Genomic DNA, 17,282 nt, shown 5'->3' with positions numbered 1-17,282 from the left:
GTTGCGGCAGGATGAGGTATGGATATCGAACAGCTCCTTCCCGACATTCCCAAATGGCTGCAATGGGTCGGCCTATTTTTCACCTTCATCGGCGGCGTAGCAGTACTGGCGCCGCTCGGACGTTGGGCGCTGCTGCAAGTATCGCGGCTCAATGCTGATCTAGCCGGATGGTTGGCACGCCGCGTTGCGTTTTCCCTTGCGGAAGAAACCTTCAAAATGGGCGATCCGGCCCGAATGGCGGCCTGGGTCGGCGGATATGTGCTGTTCGGCATAATTGTGTTGATATTTTTTGTACTTTTTGGCGCATCCAGCACGATGCTGTTGCTAATAAAAATCTCCACCAGTCCACTGCCCATGCCAAAGCCAGTTGATTTGGAATGGGATGGATACATGTTTGTGATTTCCATGACCTTCGTTCTTATGATTCCCGTCTTCACAATCGAAGGTGCAATATTTCGATTTTTGCGTTTGGCTTGGCCGCACCGGCTCAGGCGCCGCCGCACCAAACAGATTGTCACTTTGCTGCTCAGGGCCGGGCATTCCGATGAAGAGACGGCGGCGATGACGCGGCAACTGGTGGCCAACATCTGCTTCGGCCAAATCAAGCGGGAAGAACCCTTCACTGCGGCAGAGGGCGCAGAGGTATTTTCTGATCCGTTTATCGTCGCCGCGTTCGAGCGCGGCGGGGTAGAAGCGGTCATTAAAACCTCCGCAGGGTTGCCGCCTGGTTGATGGTGGCGACGATGGCTTGCCAGTCGGCGCCGCTGGCCAAGGCCCATTCGGCAACCAGGCGGACGGCCTGGACGGGATCAACGTCCCGGTCCACGCCCGACGCCATGGCGGAAACGGCAAGGGCCGAGGTCTCGCGCTTCAGCTCGCGCATGGCGTCCCGCATCTGTTGGGCCGAAGGGCCGCGCCCCAGGCGCTGGCCCAGCACGTTGGCGGCGCAGTCCAGCCGCAACATGGTTTCAATCAGCCTTCCCATCATGGGCATCTCCGTTGGCCTGGCATCATCAGGGCGGGGCGGCCAGCCCCTCGCCGACGCCCGGCACCGCTGAGGGCGGCACCGGGCGTTTCGCCGGTTACACGGTCAGCCCTTCCTTCTCGAAGCCCGGCTTGATCCATTCGCGGAAGCGGATCAGCGCCTCCACGGCGTCGATCTGGTTGACGGCCTCGGGCACGCCGGGAACCAGCAAGGTCTTGCCGTCGTAGGCGTGGCGGGCCACGGCATCCACCTTGCGGCGAAGCGCCTTGGCCGGTCCCTTGGCGATGGGCAGGGCGCCCTTCGGCAGGGCACGGCCGAATTCGATGGTGCCGTCAGCGAAGCAATAGGCGCGCATTTCCTTGCCCTCCCTATTCAGCCGCCTTGGGTGCCTTGGCGGCCTGGGCGACGATGCCCGCCGGGCCGCCGCGAAGGGTGGTCAGGGCGCAGTCGATCAGGCCGTGGGCCAAGTCGATGTCGCTGGCGTCCAGGTAAATCTGGGCGCGGGTGAGGAAGTCGATGGCCTGGGCCTGGGCCTGGTCCGCCTCCTCCACCTGGCGGCGCAAGCTGCTCCGCGCGAAGGCTTCCGGCGTGGGGTGGGCGCTGGCGATGTCCAGGGGGATCAGCTCCATCTTGCCGGTGGGGCCGGCCTGGTAGAACCGCACATAGCTGGTGGTGCCCACCACCCGTTCGGCGTCGTCGATGGCGCGGCAGATGTCGGGCCAACGGGCGTCGGGCACTTCCAGGCGGCGGATGGCGCGCAACAGATCGGGGTCAACCTTGCCCTCCTTGTCCACGCGGAAGGCCAGGTTCACCAGCGGGGTCAGCACCGGCCCGGCACCGGACGCGTTCTCGGTGATCAGCTCGTCCAGCAAAGCCTTGGCGGCCTGAAGCTCGGGGCCGTAGACCACGCGGTCGTTCAGCGCGATCTTCACTTGGCGCTTGCCGTCGGCGCTGGTGTAGGTGCGGTTGCCCTTGAACTCGGGGTCGCGGGTGACGCCGTATTCCTGGGCCAACAGGGCGTCGTACTCGGCCAGATCGGCGCGGGAATGGCCGTTGAAGCGGGCGATTTCGGCGGAAAGGTCCAGGGAATAATCGGTCAGGCGGTAGACCAGTTCATGCTGAAGCAAGTCTTGGGCCTTCATGTTGGCGGTGGGCACCAGGGTGCCCTTGGGGCCGGGCAGGTACCGCACGCCGTTGATCTCGACGGCGGCGGGAATGGGGGTGTTGCGCATGAGGTGCTCCTTCAAAGGGTGATGGCGCGGGACCGCACCAGGCGGTCGGCGTGGGGGATGGGGTGACGGGGGCGGAACAGGGCGGCCAGAAGGCTCAGCAGGCTACGCATGGGCGGCCTCCGGTTCCGGCTGGATGGCCACCGGGCGCGGGCCGGCGGGGGTGAAGTACTTGCAGGCCGGGGTGGCGCCGGGGAGGGAGTCCACGCCCTTGGGCTTTCCACCGTTGGTACGCGGCCGGGCACCGATGAAATCGGCGGCCTTCTGGCACCAGGTGGACGGAAGACCGGCGGGAACCAGGTTGCCCTGGCCGTCCTTCACGGTGCGCTGGTAAATGGCCCGGTGGCCGCATCCGGCGCAGGTGGCGCCCTGAGCCCCCCCCCCTGGGAAGTGGGCGAATTTAGCCCCCATGGTGGGCCTCCATGGGCTGGGGGATCACCCCGGCGGACAGGCTGATCACCGCATTGGCCAGGATGCCCAATTGGGCGGAAATGGGCATGCGGGGATCATGGCCGGCGGCGATGTGCTGGGCCAGGCCCAATGCCTCGTTCAGGGTGGCGGGGGGCAGAACGATGACGGTGCCGCCGCCGGTCAGGTCCACGGTGACGGGCACCAGGGTGCCCTCGGCCGTGCGCACGGTCAGGGCCTGGCGGGTTTCGCTCACGTCGCGAAGGGCCACCACCTCGCCGGCAACCTTCACGTCGCCGTCGGTGGCCACTTCATCGCCGATGCGGAAGCGGTTGAAGGGGGACTTCATGGTTTCTTGCCTCCATCAATGGCACGCAGGGCGGGTTTGCCGTCCTGGACGGGCTGGGGGTCGGTCAGGGTTTCGGTCAGGGTTTCGGGGGGCACCACCAACAAGGTGAAGCCGGACAGGCTGGCGATTTCCGCCGTGTCGGCGGCGGCGCGGGTGAAGAAATCGGCCATGGTCACGGCGTCGGCGGCGGCCAGGAAAACGGGTTCGCCGCGCGCGGCCAGCACGTCCCAGGCCTTGGCGTTACGGGCCAGGGCGGCGTGAAGGATCGACAGTTTCTCGGCGGCGGCGCGGGTGTGGCGCTTATCCATGCCTGCCTCCCCGCCGGTGGGCGCAGGTCTGGCAGGCGGCGGCCAGGCGCACCGCCCTGGGGCTGGCGGTGGCGAAGCCCGCCTGCTGGTGGGACAGGCAGTCGTCGGCGGGGGTCAGGCCCAGCACCGGGCAATCCACCTTCTCGGCCAGAAGCTTGGCGCGGGCGGCGCGCTCCACCGCCTCCATGTCGCCGGGATAGCGGTTGTTGATCACCTGGGATACGGCGGCGTTGGAATAGCCGATGCGGGTTCCGGCCTCGGCCTGGGAGGTGGCGTCGGCGGCCCTGGCCAGGGCCATCACCCAGGCGGGGGGATGTTCGCCCCAGGCCCTGGTGGCGTTGGCCACATGCATGCCCGCCCGCTTGGCGGCGCCCGCCTTGGGTCCGGGGTTCATGACGCACCGCCGTCGATGTAGGGATAGGTCTTGGCGGTGTTGGGGTCATAGACCACGCGCTCCTTGTGGCGGGCCTGGGGGGCGGCGGGGCCAAGGTCGATCACCAGGGCGAAGCGTTTGAAGCCGTTGCTGGTAATGGAGGTTCCGGCGGCGCGGGGCAGTTCGCGCAGGATGCCTGCCTTGGCCAGCGCCCAGAGGTAGCGCTGGGCGTTGCTGTAGCCGCTGCCCGGCGGCTTGGCCGGATCGGCGGCCAATTCCAGCAGCTCGCCGATGGAGGCCTTGCCGCGCATGCGCAGCGCCGCCCACAGGCGGTCCTGAAGGGTGGTCCTGCGGCGGCGATTGCGGGTGCCCTCGCGCTTGCCCTTGGGGCCGCATTTCACCGCCTTGCCCGCGTCGCGGAAGGCCTCGCCCTCGGGGGTGATGGTGAAGCAGCCCCGTTCGGCGCGGCTGGCCAGACCCCGGCCGATCAGCACGGCGGTGGCCTTGACCACGATGCGGTTCTCCAGGCCGGTGGCGGCGGCCAGATCGTCCACGGTCAGGCATTGGTCGGGCCGCAAGGCGGCCAGGATGGTGTTGGGTTCGCCCGCCATGGTCAGTCCCTCACCAGGATGGGCTTGCTGGTGGCGCGGTCGTTCAGCAGCGGCTGGCCAACCATGGCGGCCACCGTCATGCCGCCGTCACCCGGCGGGTTGCGCTTGCCGAAGCGTTCGATGGCGGCGATGCCTTCCTTGATTTCGCGGAACTTTCCGCCGGACACGAGGTGCAGGTATTCCACCAAATCCGGCGCCACCGGCACCTCGCACAGGGTGGAAACCAGGGCCTGGGCATCGACCAGCGGGGCCAGGTCGAATTGCACGTATTGGCCCACGCGGCTGGCGATCTGGGGGAAGCGGGTCAGGTTGTGGCGGACCTTGCCCATGCCCACCAGGACGAAGGGGATTTCCAGCATGTCGGACAGGTCGCGGATGGTTTCCATCATCCGCTTGTTGCGGCTGATGTGATCCACCTCGTCCACCACCACGCCGAACGCCGCGCCGTCGCGGGTGGCGGCCGCCACCACCTTGGACAGGGCCTGAAGCGCCTGGCGGAACATCTTCTCGAAGCTGTGTTCCGGGGTTTCGCGCAAGGCGCCCAGCAGCTCGCGCAGGAACCAGGTGGGGGTCCATTCCTCCTTGGCGCGGAGGAACACGGAGCCGGTCTGAACGGCCCACCACTGGATGGTGGTGGACTTGCCCAAGCCGGGCTCGCCGTCAACGACCATCAGGCAGGCCTCTTGGGCGCCGCGCTGTTCAAGGGCCTTCAACCCCGCCATGAAGGCGCGGGCGTTGGCGGTGGTGACGAAAGTCGATCTCATGCTATGCTGCCTCTGTCTTGGTGTTGATCAGGGTTTCCAGGGTGGTTGCCGCCACCCCGTTCATCTCCAGCTCAAGCCGGAACGAAGGGCTCCGCATTGCAGTGCGGAGCCCTTCCGCGTCCTGGGCGGTCACCCGGCCAGGGTTCTCCATCAGCCAACGCACCCAATCCATGTCGTCGGCGAACAGTGGGCGCCCATCGGCGGCGAACACCTGTGGGGCGGGGGCGGGATTGGCCAGGGCCTCGATCAGCAGGGCGGCCTGGTTCAAATCCTCGGCCGGAAGGGCGTGCGGGCGCTGTTCCAGCAGGGTGGTGGGGTTGAGTTCCGCCAACACCTCGTCCCGGTGGGCTTCCAGCCGGTTCAGGCGGCCCTGGGCGCGCTTCTCGCGGGCCTGTTCGGCCACACTCACCGGGAAGAAGCTGGTCTTGTGGCCTTCGAAAGCAGCCACCGCGATGAAGCGGCCGTCCAGGGCGCGTACCCACACCTTGGTGGCGTCGGTGGTGTCGTAGCCCACCAGCACATCCTCGCCATGGAAGGCTTCCAGGGAGGGCGCGAAATAGGTATTGCCGAACAGCTCCACCAGGGCGCGGCGGGTCTGGCGCCGCTCGTAGGGGCGGAACAGGTCAACGGCCTGATCCTCGGGCACCACGTCGGCGGTCCAGCCCTTGGCCACGGCGTCGGCCCACATCTCGTTGGGGGTCATGTGGCAAACGCGGCCGGTGTCCGGGTGACGTGTCTTGGGCAATTCGGAATGGCGGTGGCCGGAATTGTAGGCCTCCACCAGGTCGGCGGCGAAGGTCACGAAGCGCGGCCATTCCATCAGCAGGCGGGATTTACCCGTCTGCTTCAGTTCGGCCCGCGTCAGCTTGAACGCCTTCTGGCGGGCCTCATTGTCCATGGCGGCGCCCATGTAGGTGGGCAGGGCCTTGGCGCCCGCGATCCACAGGGTCTGGTGAAGCCGTTCCACCACGCCGCGCGCCTGGGAATTGTAGGGCAGCGAGTTCTTTTTGGTGATGGAGAGCCGCGCCACCAGGCCGGTCAACTGGTCGTCCCACATGCGGTTGTTGAAGCCGGGGCCGTTGTCGGCGTACCAGATGTCGCACACGGTCGATGTGGTGAACGCCTTCACCGCCGCCGCTGTCACGTCCCATTTGTTTTCGGCCAACCCTAAGCTCCAGCCCACGATGCGCCGCGTGAACACGTCCACCACCACGATCATCTCGGGGCGGAAGGGGCGGCCATGGCGGGGGTGCTGTACCTCGGCGTCGAAGCAATGGCCGTCGGCCACATAGACGGCGCCGGGCCACAGTTCGGAGGTGTCGCGGGCGACATAGGCGCGCAAGGATTTCAGCGCGCGCGGCCCCATGCGGCCGGAATTGCGGGTGATGGTATCCAGCCGCGCCAGGAAGCGCCGTGCCTGGTCGTAGCTGGGGACCAGATCGGCGCGCAGTTCCTTGGCCAGTTGCGCCACGGCCCAGGCCAAGGACGGCTTGGTGGGGCGTGCATAGTAGTCCATCAGGCGCCCGGCCCATTCGGGGATGGGCTCCTCGGCCGGGGCCGCCGGGGCCAGGGCCACCGTGTTACCGCTGGCCTGTTCGCGGGCGGAAATCCAGTTGTAAAGGGTGGCGCGGCTCAAGGTGCGCCCGGCCCCGGCCCGCGCGTTGGCGATGGGCAGCAATTCGGCCAGATCGGGCGGCAAGGCGCCGTCCTTGGCCATGGCCACCACCCGGCCGATGGCCTTGGATTGGCTGTGGCCGTCCAATACCAGGGCGTCGATGTGGGCCAGGATGGCGGCGCGGGCCTGCATGGTGTCGCGCTGGTAGGATTTCAGCCCGGCCGGGTCGATCTTGGCCACCGCCTGGGTGGTGGCGCTGGCCACCAACTCACGGGAGCGGGCCTTGATAGTGCGCTCGGCCAGGGCGCCCTGGGCCTCGGCGGGAAGGGTGGAAACGGGGTATTCGGTGCCGCCGCCCCTGGTGCCCTGGCGTTTGCGCCCCGTCCAGCCGTCGCGCTTGGCGCGAAGCTGGATGGCCCTCTCGGTCAGGGTCAGGCCGGGGAGTTTCAGCTTTTCCAGCTCGGCGGCGGTGAAGTGCTTCATGATGCCGCCCTCATGCGGGCGATCAGGCCTTCCACCAGGCCATCCATGTCCCTGGTCAGCTCGCGCGCCCGGCCGTCGATGCGGCGGCGCATGGCGGCCAGGGCGCCGAATTCGGCGCAAAGGGCCTCGTCCCTGGTCAGGGCCTTGAAGCCGCAGGCTTCGGCCAGAACATGCAGGGCGCGCCAATCGCCCGTCACCTGGCCCAAGGCGCGCAGTGCATCCACCGGCAGGCGGCGGTCGTCCTGGCTTTGGGCGGCCCATTGATCCAGTTGCGTCTTGCTCACCCGGCGGCCCAGGGCCTTGCCCATGGCCTCGGCGATCTCGTCTCGGCCCATGGGGGCGGCGGCCAGGGTTTCGGCCACCGCGTCGCGCAAGGATTGGTCGAAATCCCCGGCGCCAGTTTTGGCCTTCGGCGCCTCGGCCGGGGCCGGGTCCAGGAAGAAGTTGAAGGCCTCTTGGCGGGGATCGGCCGGAACCGGCTTGCGCTTGCTCATTTCGCCCCCCGCTTTTGACGATGACCGCAGGCGGCGGGACGGCTATTCTTGGCCGTGGAGTTGGATGGCTTCCGGTTTCCCTGGGTGTCGAACCACTCGGGCCATAGCTCGGCGACGGGCACGCCGATGAACTCGGCAATGGCCCGGTTGGCCGTCGGCAGAGGCTTGATGAAGGCTACGCGGCAGGCAGCGTCGGAAAGACAGGCCTTTCGCGCAATGCCGGTCAAGGTGCCGGAACGCTTGCGGACCTCGGCCTTGATGTCTTCGGGATGCCATTGCCGGGCAGCGGAAACCATCTTTTCTCCCCCTGGAGCCCCGGCCCTGGCAGGCCGGGTTTTCATGGTCGGTAAAGGTAACGAACGTAACTAACGTTAATGCCAGTTTTGGCATTCGTGCAAGCCTATTTTGGCGTTTCGAGGTTCGGGTTTTCGGCCAAAATTGGCGAGGGTGGAAAAGTCATGGCGGATCAAGGCGATAGCGGAAGTCCGAAGCCATACCCAATCATCTGGTTGGATTTCGATGATGAGGTGTTGAAGGCCGAAATTGGCGCTCGACTCCAACAGGCCGTGAAATTGGCCGGCGGGAACAAGACGGTTGCGGCCAAAAGTGGCGTTCCACTGCGTACCCTTGGGCACCTGCTGGAAGGCCAGGAGCCGAAGGCTTGCCAGCTTGTCCGTCTTGCCAAGGGGTGTGGCGTGTCGGTGGATTGGCTGGCTACGGGGCGCCTGCCCGTGCATCCGGTGGATGTCGTGACCACCAATTACGACAAGCTTCTGGAAGACGACCCGTTGCGAGATGTCATTGAAGTGGTGGAGGAGTTCCTGGCCGAGCGGAATCTGTCACTGGCCCCGGAGAAAAAGGCCAATGTCGTCACCGTGCTTTACGAAATGGTGGCCAAGGATGGAAAGAAGCCGGAGGAATTAGCGCCAACCCTGACCAAACTGGTTAGGCTGGCATCGTGAGCAATGACCGGAAAGCCCAGCTTCGCGCCCTTCTCGCCGAAGCGGCGGGCGCCAACGACAACGGGCGGCAGGCGCCGGTGTTTCCCATGATGGCGCCCGCCGATGATATCGCTCACCAGCAGGATATATTGGTGCAGCGGATCAAGGGATTTCTGATCGCCGAAGGCCCGGCGGTGGAGGCGGAATTCAATCATCAGGTCTATCGCGAGTTTGGCGAGGCCGATGTGACCACTTTAACGCCAAGCCAGCTTTCGGCTCTGCTCACCAAGTTCTACGTGATCCTGAACGCCGCGCGGATCAACGCGGCGCTGTCTAAGGGGAAGACACCATGAGGGCTCTTGCCGTCGCCATCATCATGGTTCCAGCCGTTGCAATCGCCGGAACACCCGTCACCGTCTCCACCTTCACCCCGCAGATCAAGGAAGAGGCCGTGGCGCGGGCCATCGAAATCTTCAAGTCCGCCTGCTCGCCTCTGGCCGACAAATATTGGGGAGACGTGGTTTCCGCCAAGGCCAAGGCTTATGAAAGCTATGCCGGGTATCGAATTCGCGGATATGGATGGGCGAACGAGATAGAGATTGAAATTCAGTTGGCGGACAACCCGAAGTCCATTCCCAACAGCTTCATGGCGGCGGGCCACAAGCTTGGGTACTTCGTCGGGGGGGGGGCACGAAGCCCGGCATCATCGCCCAGAAGCGGCAGGCCCAGGCGCTTTGCGGAATGGAGGTCGATCAGAAGGGGGCGGACGTGTTCAAGCCCGTCCCGGCGCTTTCGGTGATCGACAAGTGATGATCGTCTAAAAGCGTCCGCCGATCATCGCTTACGGCGGCGATTTCCGTCTAAAAGAGCTTCGGCCTGGGCCAATTTTTTAAAGCTCCCCTGTCTGCACCCAACCCTGCGGCATTCCTTGGGTTCTTGTCCCACCTTATCCCGCCTTGTCCCGGATTATCCCGGTGCCTAACCGTCTAAAACCGTTCACCTGGTTACACCCAGGCGGGGATTGCGGGCTTGGCGGAGACGGTCGGGTCTCCTTGGGAATGCCGCTTCTATTGAGATGTTGCCAGTCTGTTAGATGGCTGAACACCCGACTAACGGTAGCGGGGTCTCGGCTTTATCGGGTGGAGTGGCTTTTTGCGCCCGCTTGACGGTGGGGGATGGGTTGCGCCCAAAATGGCCTCTGGGGAGGCACGGGACAGTCCAGTCGTTGCGCCCTGATTGAAGGGGCACATTTATAATGGAACGTCACCTACCAACCGCTTTTGCCCTCGCCCTGGTGATTTTTGTCGCAGGACTGGCCGTCCATGTGTGGGGGCGACTGTTCATACTGGGCGACTTCCCTAATGGCTGGGCGACCGTCATCGGCGCCGTTCTCCAGGTCGTGGCCGTCTACTGGGCGGCGCGGGCAGGTTTCCGCGCTCAAGAGCATTACGCCCGGAAAGTGCGGGCCGAAGCCGCACGGTCAGTTGCAGCCCCCATCCGCGCCGAACTGAATCATATTGAGCGGAATGTCCGCGATCACCTTGCCAGTTTGGCCGAGAAGCTGGAAGCCGCCCCACCGCAACGCACCGACTCAAACCCAAATGGGCACCACTTCTTCTGCGTCCTCCCCGCTGTTGATATTGCCCTGTATGAGGCACAGAGGCCCCGCTTGGGGGAACTCGGCGCTTTTCTCTCCTACCTCATTGCAGGCCTCTATTTGGATATCGCCCGGCAGCCTCAGAATGGTGCCTTCTCCCCCGATAACTGGCGGGAGGACTTGAGGAAGGTAAATCAGGCAGAGGGTGCGCTGCTATCACGGATTCGGGAGGTGATTGAGCTTCTTCGGGCTGTTGACGCGACTGGAGATACGGATGAGTGGGCATTGCGGCACCACATTAAACGTCATCCGGCGAATTGGGATCCGACAGAATAAATTCGATCATGATTAGTTCGGGTAAATAACAGCCCCCTTTAATTCCCTTATATGGACCTGCAGTCGGACTGGCTTATCGATTTGATCCTTCTGATTTGGTACAAGATGACATGCCTTCCATGCAGACTCCGCATCTTTGTAAGATAGGAACTGCACATGCTCGCCCATCATTAAAATGATGCAGGCGTTGTCCTCCTCTATCTTCTGGCCTTGCCCATTTCGCCACTCGATATGCGCCGAGATACGCCCCCCATAACCGAGGAATCGTAATGCCGTCCCTCCCATAACGTATGGACCAGGAAAAAGCATGAGCGTAAAAATAAGAAAGAATAGCCCAAGCATGATGTCTGAGGTTTTGATATCACGTAGATTCATTATAACGTGCAGAATTAAATTCGCCAATATTGCGATAAATATTATTATTCGCGCCACGTTGTCACTAACATCTCCGGCATAGTCCGGAGCAACTTTAAGGAAAATCAATAATATGGCAAACACCCATTGAGCTGAAACTGCATTTAAAATCACCCAATACCAACACACCCCCCACGGAAGCCCCACTAAATACGACCATACCGCAAAAAACAATGCGGATACACCAACAAATACTGAAGCATACGATGAAAAATACTTAAACGTATCAGGGAGAGAAAATATCATACTAAGTATTAGCGCGATAAATGGTCCATACAGCAATATATACATTTCAAAAAATGCCCATGATGGCCTCCACTCGCTCTCGAATAGAGGCCGCAGAGCCCGCTTCGCATTGATGTCAATGGATGCTTTTATATAAAAAGGCATAAGTATTGCGGCAGAGAATATTAAAGCAAGCAGCAATGCACAGCCCGCAAACAGCACAAGAAAAATAATAAGTCCAGAACTTGGGGGCGGCATGACAGCCCCCTCCGCATTTATATATAGACTTAGTAAAGCCATGCCGACGACAACAAGCACTGGGTATGCCGCCTTATTTACATCAAACACTATCGAAGCGGTGACAGATAGCGCCTCCTTTAACCCACTCTTCTTTAATGGCTGCGGGCGCGGTACCAAATGCTTCGCACTCACCCTCCTTTGATGGATCAACTTCACTCCACCCCTCCTGTCTGCGGTGACACGTAACGTGCAATCAAGTCCGTCCAGACTCGACACCCCCCTTCCCCCGTGTCGATAATTTTATCCAAAGACGGCATTCATCTGCCGTAGGCCCGGAAACTCGGGAATTGCGAAATCTTGAGGCAACGTGATGGACTCGGCCCCAGTAACCGTCTCAAGTCGGATGCCACGCACCACCGCCTTCCAGTCGCCGATGTAATTCGCCTCATTGTCAGTGTCTTTGGCCCATCCGACGATACCGGAGATGTTCCGTGTACCGAGGAACGCCGCCGCGTCTTGGGCGGCCTTCACAACTTTGGTAGTGAAGTCTATGGCCGAGCGGCTCAGGCTTTCGTATTCATCGGCCTTAGCCCCAAAAGAACGGTCAGGGAGTTCTGCCCAAGGGGTGACCGACAGAATCTGGTTGGCTGCACAGATCTTGGCGAACGCAATGTCGAGGAATTTGGTTAAGTCCTGCGGAGGAAGGAGGGCTGCCGAACCTACCAACAAATGAAGGCCGACAGGGTCCAACCTATAGCGTCTCGGGGAATCCTCAATTTCGTGAGCGGCCCGCTGCCCGCGACGCCCTTCCATCGCGGCGAAATCCTCAACACTTCGATCAACACGTAGCCAACCATCGCTGTTAGCTGCTGTGATCATTGGGGCGTAGATTTCCGGCATATGTTTTTTGAAAAGAGCAGGAAGAGTTGCGACAAAGGCCATGCTTTCTGCCCACTGCGCTCGATCACGGAGGTCTTGCTGTAGCGCTCGGCTAGCAGGGGCGTAGCGCTCCAGCATGGTCTCGAACCGAACCCGCCGCTTATAAGCACCATGTTCATCCTGGGCGACGCGCCAGTCTTCTTCGCTAATGTGATGCCGCCAGCAATCGTCACCGATCAAGCGGAGATTTCCGTCTGTGCAGAGGACGATATTGCCGTCCACGAACTGACGGTCTCGTTCGCAATACGAACATCGTCGCCAATTTGAATGATCATGGACTTCGAATCCGAGGCCGATTACGTCGGCCTCTACGTCATGGCGCGGGCCGGATACGACATCGCCAAGGCCCCCGACTTCTGGCGCCGCATGGGCGCCGCCAATCCCCAGTCGGTGACCCACGCCACCACCCACCCCTCGACGCCGGAACGCTTCGTGGCGCTCAAGGTATCGGTGGAGGAAATCCAGGCCAAGCGGAGCAAGGGCGAGCCCCTGCTGCCCAACGAGAAGCCGGTGGCTTCCAACTGACACCCCATACCCCTTAGAGACGGAGAGGATCATGAACTGGAAATCGGCGACCATCCTGCTTGTGGTGATGGCCGGGCTGCCTGGGTGCGCCATCGACGATCAGGCCGCCCGGCGGCGGGCCTATCAGGCGGAGCAGGACCAGAAGGAACAGCAGCAGCGGATCGAGGCCGCCGCCAAGCAGAAGTATGCCCGCGAACACGCCTTCACCCCGACCAAGGACCAGTTGGTGGCGTTCGAAACCTCCGTCCGCGATAAGTTGAAGGACCCGGCCTCGGCCCAGTTCAGGCATCTGCGGGCCTATAATACCAACCTGCATTGATTAAAACCCATGGGCCCACTGGCGCCGACCGATGGAGATGATTTTCCATGGCTGGTCGATGAGCTTGTTCCAGGCATGGCAGCACAGAGCGATGATCTGATCGTAGGATTCGAAGACACGGTTGGAGAGCCAGTTCTGGCGGATGAACTGCCAGATGTTCTCAACCGGGTTGAGTTCCGGCGAGCGGGGCGGCAAAGGTAGGATGGTGATGTTGTCCGGCACGGTCAGCTTGTCGGTGGTGTGCCATCCCGCTTGATCGAGCATGAGGACGGCGTGGGCTCCCGGCCTCACCTGGGATGCGATCTCATCCAGGTGCCACTGCATGGCCAGGGTGTCGCAGCGCGGCAGGACCAGGGCGGCACCGACGCCGCGCTCGGGGCAGATGGCGCCGAAGATGTAGGCGGACTGGGTGCGCTGGTCATGGGGAGCCGAGGGGCGTGTTCCCCGCTTGGCCCACCGCCGCGTGATCTTGTTTTTCTGCCCGACCCTGGCCTCGTCCTGCCACCAGACCTCTACGTCGGTTCCGTGAGGCAGCTTGGCCCGGATCGCCGCCAGCTCGGAGGGGAAACTTTTTTAAAATCCTCGACGGCATCGCCGTTCTGGGCATGATGGCGGGGGCGGGCCGACAGCTTGCGGAAGCCCAGGGCCTTCAGTTCCCGCCCCAGCGTCGTCTCATCCAGCGAGATGCCGAAATCCTCGAAAATCCACAGGGCCAAATCCTTGAGCCGCCAGCGGACGACGCCATCCACCGCCGGGATCGGGCCGCGCTCCACTTTGTCCACCAAGGCCTGGCGTTGGGCGGTGTTCAGTTTCGACACCGGACCAGGAGCCTTGCGGTCGATCAGGCCAACCGGGCCGTGCGTGTTGAACCGAACAACCCAATCCCGGACAATTTGCAGGCCAACCCCGCCCAGCTTGGCCGCCGATCTCCTGCTGCCACCGTCGTAGATTGACGCCAGCGCCAGAAGACGACGCGTCTGGTCAGCATCCCTCGACCGACGAGCAAGAGCCCGAAGGACGGGACCATCATAATCGAGGCGAAGGGGGATCGGCGCTGCCACGGCAAATCTCCGGCTGTTTGCCAGAGTGACTCACATTCTGCCCTTCTTGGGAATCCCCTTCGTGAGTCGCGGTCAGCGCAGGCTGGTATAAGGACCAGGAGGGCTTCCTGGTCGAATGCGGAGAGGTGAACGGCAAGAACAGCTTCGGCGGCTACACCGGCTTCACCGCCTACCATGCGGTGATAACGGATCGTGGCGGCGGCAAGTATATGCCCATCGGGGCGATCATCGCCGGGGAGTACAAGTCGGTGTTCGACCAGCACCACCCGGAATGCGCGGGCTAGCGCCAGGGCGCCCTTGCCGCCCGTAACCGGCGGCATTGCCCAGCCACACCCACCAACGCAAACGGCGGCCCACGGGCCGCCGTAACGCGTTCGACAGGGCCGCTTACCCTAGGCGGCGGGCTTGGCCGCCACCGCCACCACGGCTTGCCGCAGTGCCCCCGAAATCCAGCCTTTCAGCCACGCCTCATTGTCGGGCTTGGCCGCCGGCGAGACGAACGTGGCCGACTTCAGCTTGGCGATGAGATCGGCGCGGGTGATGCCGCCCTCGCCCGCCCCGGCCACCGTCGCCTTGATGGTGGCGTAGACCGACTTGCTGGAGGTCACCGTGCCGCCCACCACCAGCACCGTGTCGTCGCCCAGCCGGGTGCGCGGCGGGCCGCTGGGGCGCTTGGCCTTGGCCGCCTTGCGGCGGGCCAGCATCTGCACGTAGGTGGCCTCGTCGTCCTCGGACCACGCGGGCGCGGCCTCGCTGGCGGACTGTTCGGCCTGGGCCGGGGTAGCGTCGGCTACCGGCTCGGCGGCGGGGGCGGTGTTGCGCTTGTTGAGCATGGCTGTCTCCTGGGCTTGCGAACCATTCGCAAGATCGAGAAGCCACAGCCAGAATCAGCGTCGCAAGGGATTCCGGTCCTGCATGAAGTATGGAATGGGGCCGTATGGTACCTCGGCCACGGTACTCCCCGGGGGAGTACCGTGGGGACAACGGATGTTGGGAAAAGTCGGATGTCGGGGAAACATCTCCAGGGCGCATACATATCCGGGCATTGGGTTATGGGCCGAACACGCGAATGCTACTTTCCGGTTCAGAGCCGAAAATCGTGTGATCTATTTTTCGCACAATACGCGAATTTTTCACAAGACATCGATATTTGCTAGAATTGTCGCGGTCAACGGCGGAGACTTAAGCAAATCCCTTGAAATATCTGGATCAGGTATTGCCACCCTCACCATCTGATCAAGTCGATCAAACCACACCCCTTCATTTGATGAGAATAAACTGTATAGCGCCTCATTTTTGCTTGCACACCCAAACTCTTTAAACTTAAATCCGCAAAACTTTGATGCTGCACACATGATATGCCATCGAAGCTTTGAATATCGGCCATCAAATTTCTTATTTGAAATAAGCATTCTCAACCTATAGTGAGCGTAGCACGATGTGTAATACGCCTCCTCTTGGGCACCGGGCTTAAACACATCGCCCAAGAGCTCTCCAGTTAAGCGATTAGGATAACGACTTGCTATGTCAGGACGCATCATTGCAACAGCAGAATAGCAGCGTGCCGTTTCTCGAACATCGAATATTCGCACTGGAGCAATATTCTCCGGCCCGTACTGTCCCTTTCGACGCTCAAAGTAGAGCCGGTTTGGTTCGCCCGCGCCTCTCGCATTAAAATACTGCTCCAACTTCCGAAGCACCGCCAATGTGGATATAAATTGCGCGTCCTCTACCTTAGACTGCCTATTAGTTGCTCGAACAATATCATCGATAACTGATGGCTCATCGGCTTCAATGAGCTTAACCATCAGACTCACGCTCGCATCGACCTTGTCGTCCAATGATATTAGAACATTCGACGTCTGGCAGCCGTTCACGATCTGAAAATCTCTAATAAAAATATCTTGACCAGCCGGCCTAACACTAGATGCTACAATAGTAATTCCATTGTTCATAAGGCCAAAGCGTGATTTTTTCTCATCTTCATCAATTGTTCTCGATATTTCTAAGTTTACATCAGCATCAACACCAAGAAAATCTCGCACATTTTCCTCAAATAACTTCTTTCTTGGAGATCCATCAGCATTCTTGAGAACGGTATCGATAAAATTTCTTGCCAGAACGGTTGCCACATAAGCGTTATTGATATTACGTGCGGCCGGAAATGGCGCATATCCCACAGTCGGCAACTTTGCCTCGACAGGCCCATCAGCGGCGAGCCACAGTTCGTGGATAAGCTCCCTATGGGCTTTAATGAATTTAGTTTCGTGCGAATACCCTAGCCGTTTAAGCGCATCCTCTCCGATTTTGAAAGCTGCGTTGATTTCAGCTGCGTCGGTGTCAGGTGCCGCAGAAACAAAATAAGCATGTATATCCGGCAGACCATTCTTTATTCTGCCAATATTAGCGAACACCTTGTTAAACATCAATTTAACATCAGCGAGATATTGGCTATGTGGCTGAGCAGGTATTTCCGAAAGAAAATCAACTACTGCAGCAATGAATGAATCCACTTCCATTTTCGACCAAGTCGTTGATGACTTAACCTGTGTAAATATAAATGAAACAGCGTACTCCCGCCTGCTTCCCTCAATAATCTCAGAAAGCTCTTCAACAGAGAAGACAGCCCTATCATCAAGAAAAAGAAACGCCCCATCTATCCCAGGGTCAGCACCTTCGTATACAAGGTCGGAAACCTCCACACTGTCTCCAGAATACTTAGAAAAGACACAATAGTTCCCGAATGCCTCAAAATTCTTGTTGGCATCAAAAGGCGCACCAAAATTCCGGCAGAAAGCCTCAAAATATGACTTGGTGACAAGATGCATGGTCAGCGCCCCCTATACGCGAGACAAGAGGGGAGTCTCGCCTAATCTATTGAGATAGCAGTTACACACCCCAAGCTTCAGTCTTACGCAATTTTTCAGCACTCGCCAAGAGGGATGTTTTTATCATAACAAGATATTAGGAGGGGTGAGGTCGGCTAACACAATCACCGAAATGAGGTCACAATCATCTGAAACTGGTGCCTGCATAAGCATACTGCATCAGAAAGCCATCCTTCTG

General features: G+C 61.0%; 25 protein-coding genes and 1 other RNA gene. 8 read left to right on the top strand and 18 right to left on the bottom strand.

The genetic code is table 11. The annotated features are described in order from the left end of the window. Positions 1–18 precede the first annotated feature (18 nt). Positions 19–732 carry a hypothetical protein gene (locus tag ACV4UZ_RS07480; RefSeq protein WP_491600272.1) on the top strand — a complete coding sequence of 238 codons (714 nt, stop codon included), beginning with the start codon at positions 19–21 and terminating at the stop codon, positions 730–732. Here the strand turns inward: ACV4UZ_RS07480 and ACV4UZ_RS07475 are convergent. The 13 genes from ACV4UZ_RS07475 to ACV4UZ_RS07415 all read right to left on the bottom strand — a co-directional run bounded on the left by ACV4UZ_RS07475 (position 701) and on the right by ACV4UZ_RS07415 (position 7,915). Continuing rightward, positions 701–988 (bottom strand): hypothetical protein, encoded by a 288-nt coding sequence (locus tag ACV4UZ_RS07475; RefSeq protein ID WP_491600271.1) that lies wholly within the window; start codon positions 986–988, stop codon positions 701–703. The genes ACV4UZ_RS07480 and ACV4UZ_RS07475 overlap by 32 nt on opposite strands. 10 nt (positions 989–998) lie before the next feature. Then, positions 999–1,081: hammerhead ribozyme type II (locus ACV4UZ_RS07470), an RNA gene on the bottom strand. A 1-nt stretch (position 1,082) separates the two neighbouring features. Further along, on the bottom strand, positions 1,083–1,340 hold the full coding sequence (locus ACV4UZ_RS07465; protein WP_491600270.1) for a hypothetical protein: 258 nt from the start codon (positions 1,338–1,340) through the stop codon (positions 1,083–1,085). A gap of 13 nt (positions 1,341–1,353) precedes the next feature. Continuing rightward, the gene (locus ACV4UZ_RS07460) at positions 1,354–2,217 is read right to left on the bottom strand and encodes a DUF3164 family protein (RefSeq protein ID WP_491600269.1); all 864 of its coding nucleotides are present in this window, start codon (positions 2,215–2,217) and stop codon (positions 1,354–1,356) included. Between the two features lie 102 nt (positions 2,218–2,319). Then, complete coding sequence (locus ACV4UZ_RS07455; protein ID WP_491600268.1) at positions 2,320–2,625, bottom strand: hypothetical protein; 306 nt, start codon at positions 2,623–2,625, stop codon at positions 2,320–2,322. Continuing rightward, positions 2,615–2,971, bottom strand: a complete 357-nt coding sequence (locus ACV4UZ_RS07450; protein ID WP_491600267.1) for a hypothetical protein — start codon at positions 2,969–2,971, stop codon at positions 2,615–2,617. Before ACV4UZ_RS07450 ends, ACV4UZ_RS07455 begins: the two co-directional genes overlap by 11 nt. Then, positions 2,968–3,279: a hypothetical protein gene (locus ACV4UZ_RS07445; protein ID WP_491600266.1), complete on the bottom strand. Its 312-nt coding sequence runs from the start codon at positions 3,277–3,279 to the stop codon at positions 2,968–2,970. Before ACV4UZ_RS07445 ends, ACV4UZ_RS07450 begins: the two co-directional genes overlap by 4 nt. Continuing rightward, a complete protein-coding gene (locus tag ACV4UZ_RS07440) occupies positions 3,272–3,673 on the bottom strand; it encodes a helix-turn-helix domain-containing protein (protein WP_491600265.1) in 402 nt (133 codons plus the stop codon). Before ACV4UZ_RS07440 ends, ACV4UZ_RS07445 begins: the two co-directional genes overlap by 8 nt. Continuing rightward, complete coding sequence (locus tag ACV4UZ_RS07435) at positions 3,670–4,263, bottom strand: hypothetical protein (protein ID WP_491600264.1); 594 nt, start codon at positions 4,261–4,263, stop codon at positions 3,670–3,672. The genes ACV4UZ_RS07440 and ACV4UZ_RS07435 overlap by 4 nt, the downstream gene beginning before the upstream one ends. Positions 4,264–4,265: 2 nt before the next feature. After that, positions 4,266–5,027, bottom strand: coding sequence for an AAA family ATPase (locus ACV4UZ_RS07430; protein ID WP_491600263.1), 762 nt, complete (start codon positions 5,025–5,027; stop codon positions 4,266–4,268). A gap of 1 nt (position 5,028) precedes the next feature. Continuing rightward, positions 5,029–7,125 carry a transposase gene (locus tag ACV4UZ_RS07425; RefSeq protein WP_491600262.1) on the bottom strand — a complete coding sequence of 699 codons (2,097 nt, stop codon included), beginning with the start codon at positions 7,123–7,125 and terminating at the stop codon, positions 5,029–5,031. Next, positions 7,122–7,619: a hypothetical protein gene (locus ACV4UZ_RS07420; protein WP_491600261.1), complete on the bottom strand. Its 498-nt coding sequence runs from the start codon at positions 7,617–7,619 to the stop codon at positions 7,122–7,124. The genes ACV4UZ_RS07425 and ACV4UZ_RS07420 overlap by 4 nt, the downstream gene beginning before the upstream one ends. After that, on the bottom strand, positions 7,616–7,915 hold the full coding sequence (locus ACV4UZ_RS07415; protein ID WP_491600260.1) for a helix-turn-helix domain-containing protein: 300 nt from the start codon (positions 7,913–7,915) through the stop codon (positions 7,616–7,618). The genes ACV4UZ_RS07420 and ACV4UZ_RS07415 overlap by 4 nt, the downstream gene beginning before the upstream one ends. A 162-nt stretch (positions 7,916–8,077) precedes the next feature. Here ACV4UZ_RS07415 and ACV4UZ_RS07410 point away from each other — a divergent pair, with 162 nt between their 5' ends. The 4 genes from ACV4UZ_RS07410 to ACV4UZ_RS07395 all read left to right on the top strand — a co-directional run bounded on the left by ACV4UZ_RS07410 (position 8,078) and on the right by ACV4UZ_RS07395 (position 10,493). Beyond that, positions 8,078–8,581, top strand: a complete 504-nt coding sequence (locus tag ACV4UZ_RS07410) for a helix-turn-helix domain-containing protein (RefSeq protein ID WP_491600259.1) — start codon at positions 8,078–8,080, stop codon at positions 8,579–8,581. Next, positions 8,578–8,913, top strand: coding sequence for a hypothetical protein (locus ACV4UZ_RS07405; RefSeq protein ID WP_491600258.1), 336 nt, complete (start codon positions 8,578–8,580; stop codon positions 8,911–8,913). The genes ACV4UZ_RS07410 and ACV4UZ_RS07405 overlap by 4 nt, the downstream gene beginning before the upstream one ends. Next, the gene (locus tag ACV4UZ_RS07400) at positions 8,910–9,359 is read left to right on the top strand and encodes a hypothetical protein (protein ID WP_491600257.1); all 450 of its coding nucleotides are present in this window, start codon (positions 8,910–8,912) and stop codon (positions 9,357–9,359) included. Before ACV4UZ_RS07405 ends, ACV4UZ_RS07400 begins: the two co-directional genes overlap by 4 nt. 456 nt (positions 9,360–9,815) lie before the next feature. Next, entirely contained in the window at positions 9,816–10,493 is a 678-nt protein-coding gene (locus ACV4UZ_RS07395; RefSeq protein ID WP_491600256.1) for a hypothetical protein, read from the top strand. Positions 10,494–10,505: 12 nt separating this feature from the next. Here ACV4UZ_RS07395 and ACV4UZ_RS07390 read toward each other — a convergent pair whose 3' ends face one another. Continuing rightward, positions 10,506–11,588: a hypothetical protein gene (locus ACV4UZ_RS07390; RefSeq protein ID WP_491600255.1), complete on the bottom strand. Its 1,083-nt coding sequence runs from the start codon at positions 11,586–11,588 to the stop codon at positions 10,506–10,508. Positions 11,589–11,672: 84 nt separating this feature from the next. After that, positions 11,673–12,491: a hypothetical protein gene (locus tag ACV4UZ_RS07385; RefSeq protein ID WP_491600254.1), complete on the bottom strand. Its 819-nt coding sequence runs from the start codon at positions 12,489–12,491 to the stop codon at positions 11,673–11,675. Positions 12,492–12,584: 93 nt separating this feature from the next. Here ACV4UZ_RS07385 and ACV4UZ_RS07380 point away from each other — a divergent pair, with 93 nt between their 5' ends. Continuing rightward, positions 12,585–12,836 carry a M48 family metalloprotease gene (locus ACV4UZ_RS07380; protein ID WP_491600253.1) on the top strand — a complete coding sequence of 84 codons (252 nt, stop codon included), beginning with the start codon at positions 12,585–12,587 and terminating at the stop codon, positions 12,834–12,836. Positions 12,837–12,867: 31 nt separating this feature from the next. Then, complete coding sequence (locus ACV4UZ_RS07375) at positions 12,868–13,155, top strand: hypothetical protein (RefSeq protein WP_491600252.1); 288 nt, start codon at positions 12,868–12,870, stop codon at positions 13,153–13,155. Here the strand turns inward: ACV4UZ_RS07375 and ACV4UZ_RS07370 are convergent. Next, a protein-coding gene (locus tag ACV4UZ_RS07370; RefSeq protein WP_491599526.1) for an IS630 family transposase occupies positions 13,156–14,216 on the bottom strand; the annotation gives its coding sequence in 2 pieces (ribosomal slippage) (positions 13,156–13,724 and positions 13,724–14,216; 1,062 coding nt in all). A gap of 125 nt (positions 14,217–14,341) precedes the next feature. Between ACV4UZ_RS07370 and ACV4UZ_RS07365 the strand changes: the two genes are divergently transcribed. After that, complete coding sequence (locus ACV4UZ_RS07365) at positions 14,342–14,500, top strand: hypothetical protein (protein ID WP_491600251.1); 159 nt, start codon at positions 14,342–14,344, stop codon at positions 14,498–14,500. Between the two features lie 108 nt (positions 14,501–14,608). Here the strand turns inward: ACV4UZ_RS07365 and ACV4UZ_RS07360 are convergent, their stop codons facing one another. Both ACV4UZ_RS07360 and ACV4UZ_RS07355 read right to left on the bottom strand, forming a co-directional pair. Next, entirely contained in the window at positions 14,609–15,049 is a 441-nt protein-coding gene (locus tag ACV4UZ_RS07360; protein WP_491600250.1) for a hypothetical protein, read from the bottom strand. A gap of 300 nt (positions 15,050–15,349) precedes the next feature. Then, positions 15,350–17,044 (bottom strand): AIPR family protein, encoded by a 1,695-nt coding sequence (locus ACV4UZ_RS07355; RefSeq protein WP_491600249.1) that lies wholly within the window; start codon positions 17,042–17,044, stop codon positions 15,350–15,352. Positions 17,045–17,282 lie beyond the last annotated feature (238 nt).

It is taken from the genome of Paramagnetospirillum sp. (assembly GCF_058402745.1).
This window is presented reverse-complemented; position numbering and strand designations above follow the sequence as displayed.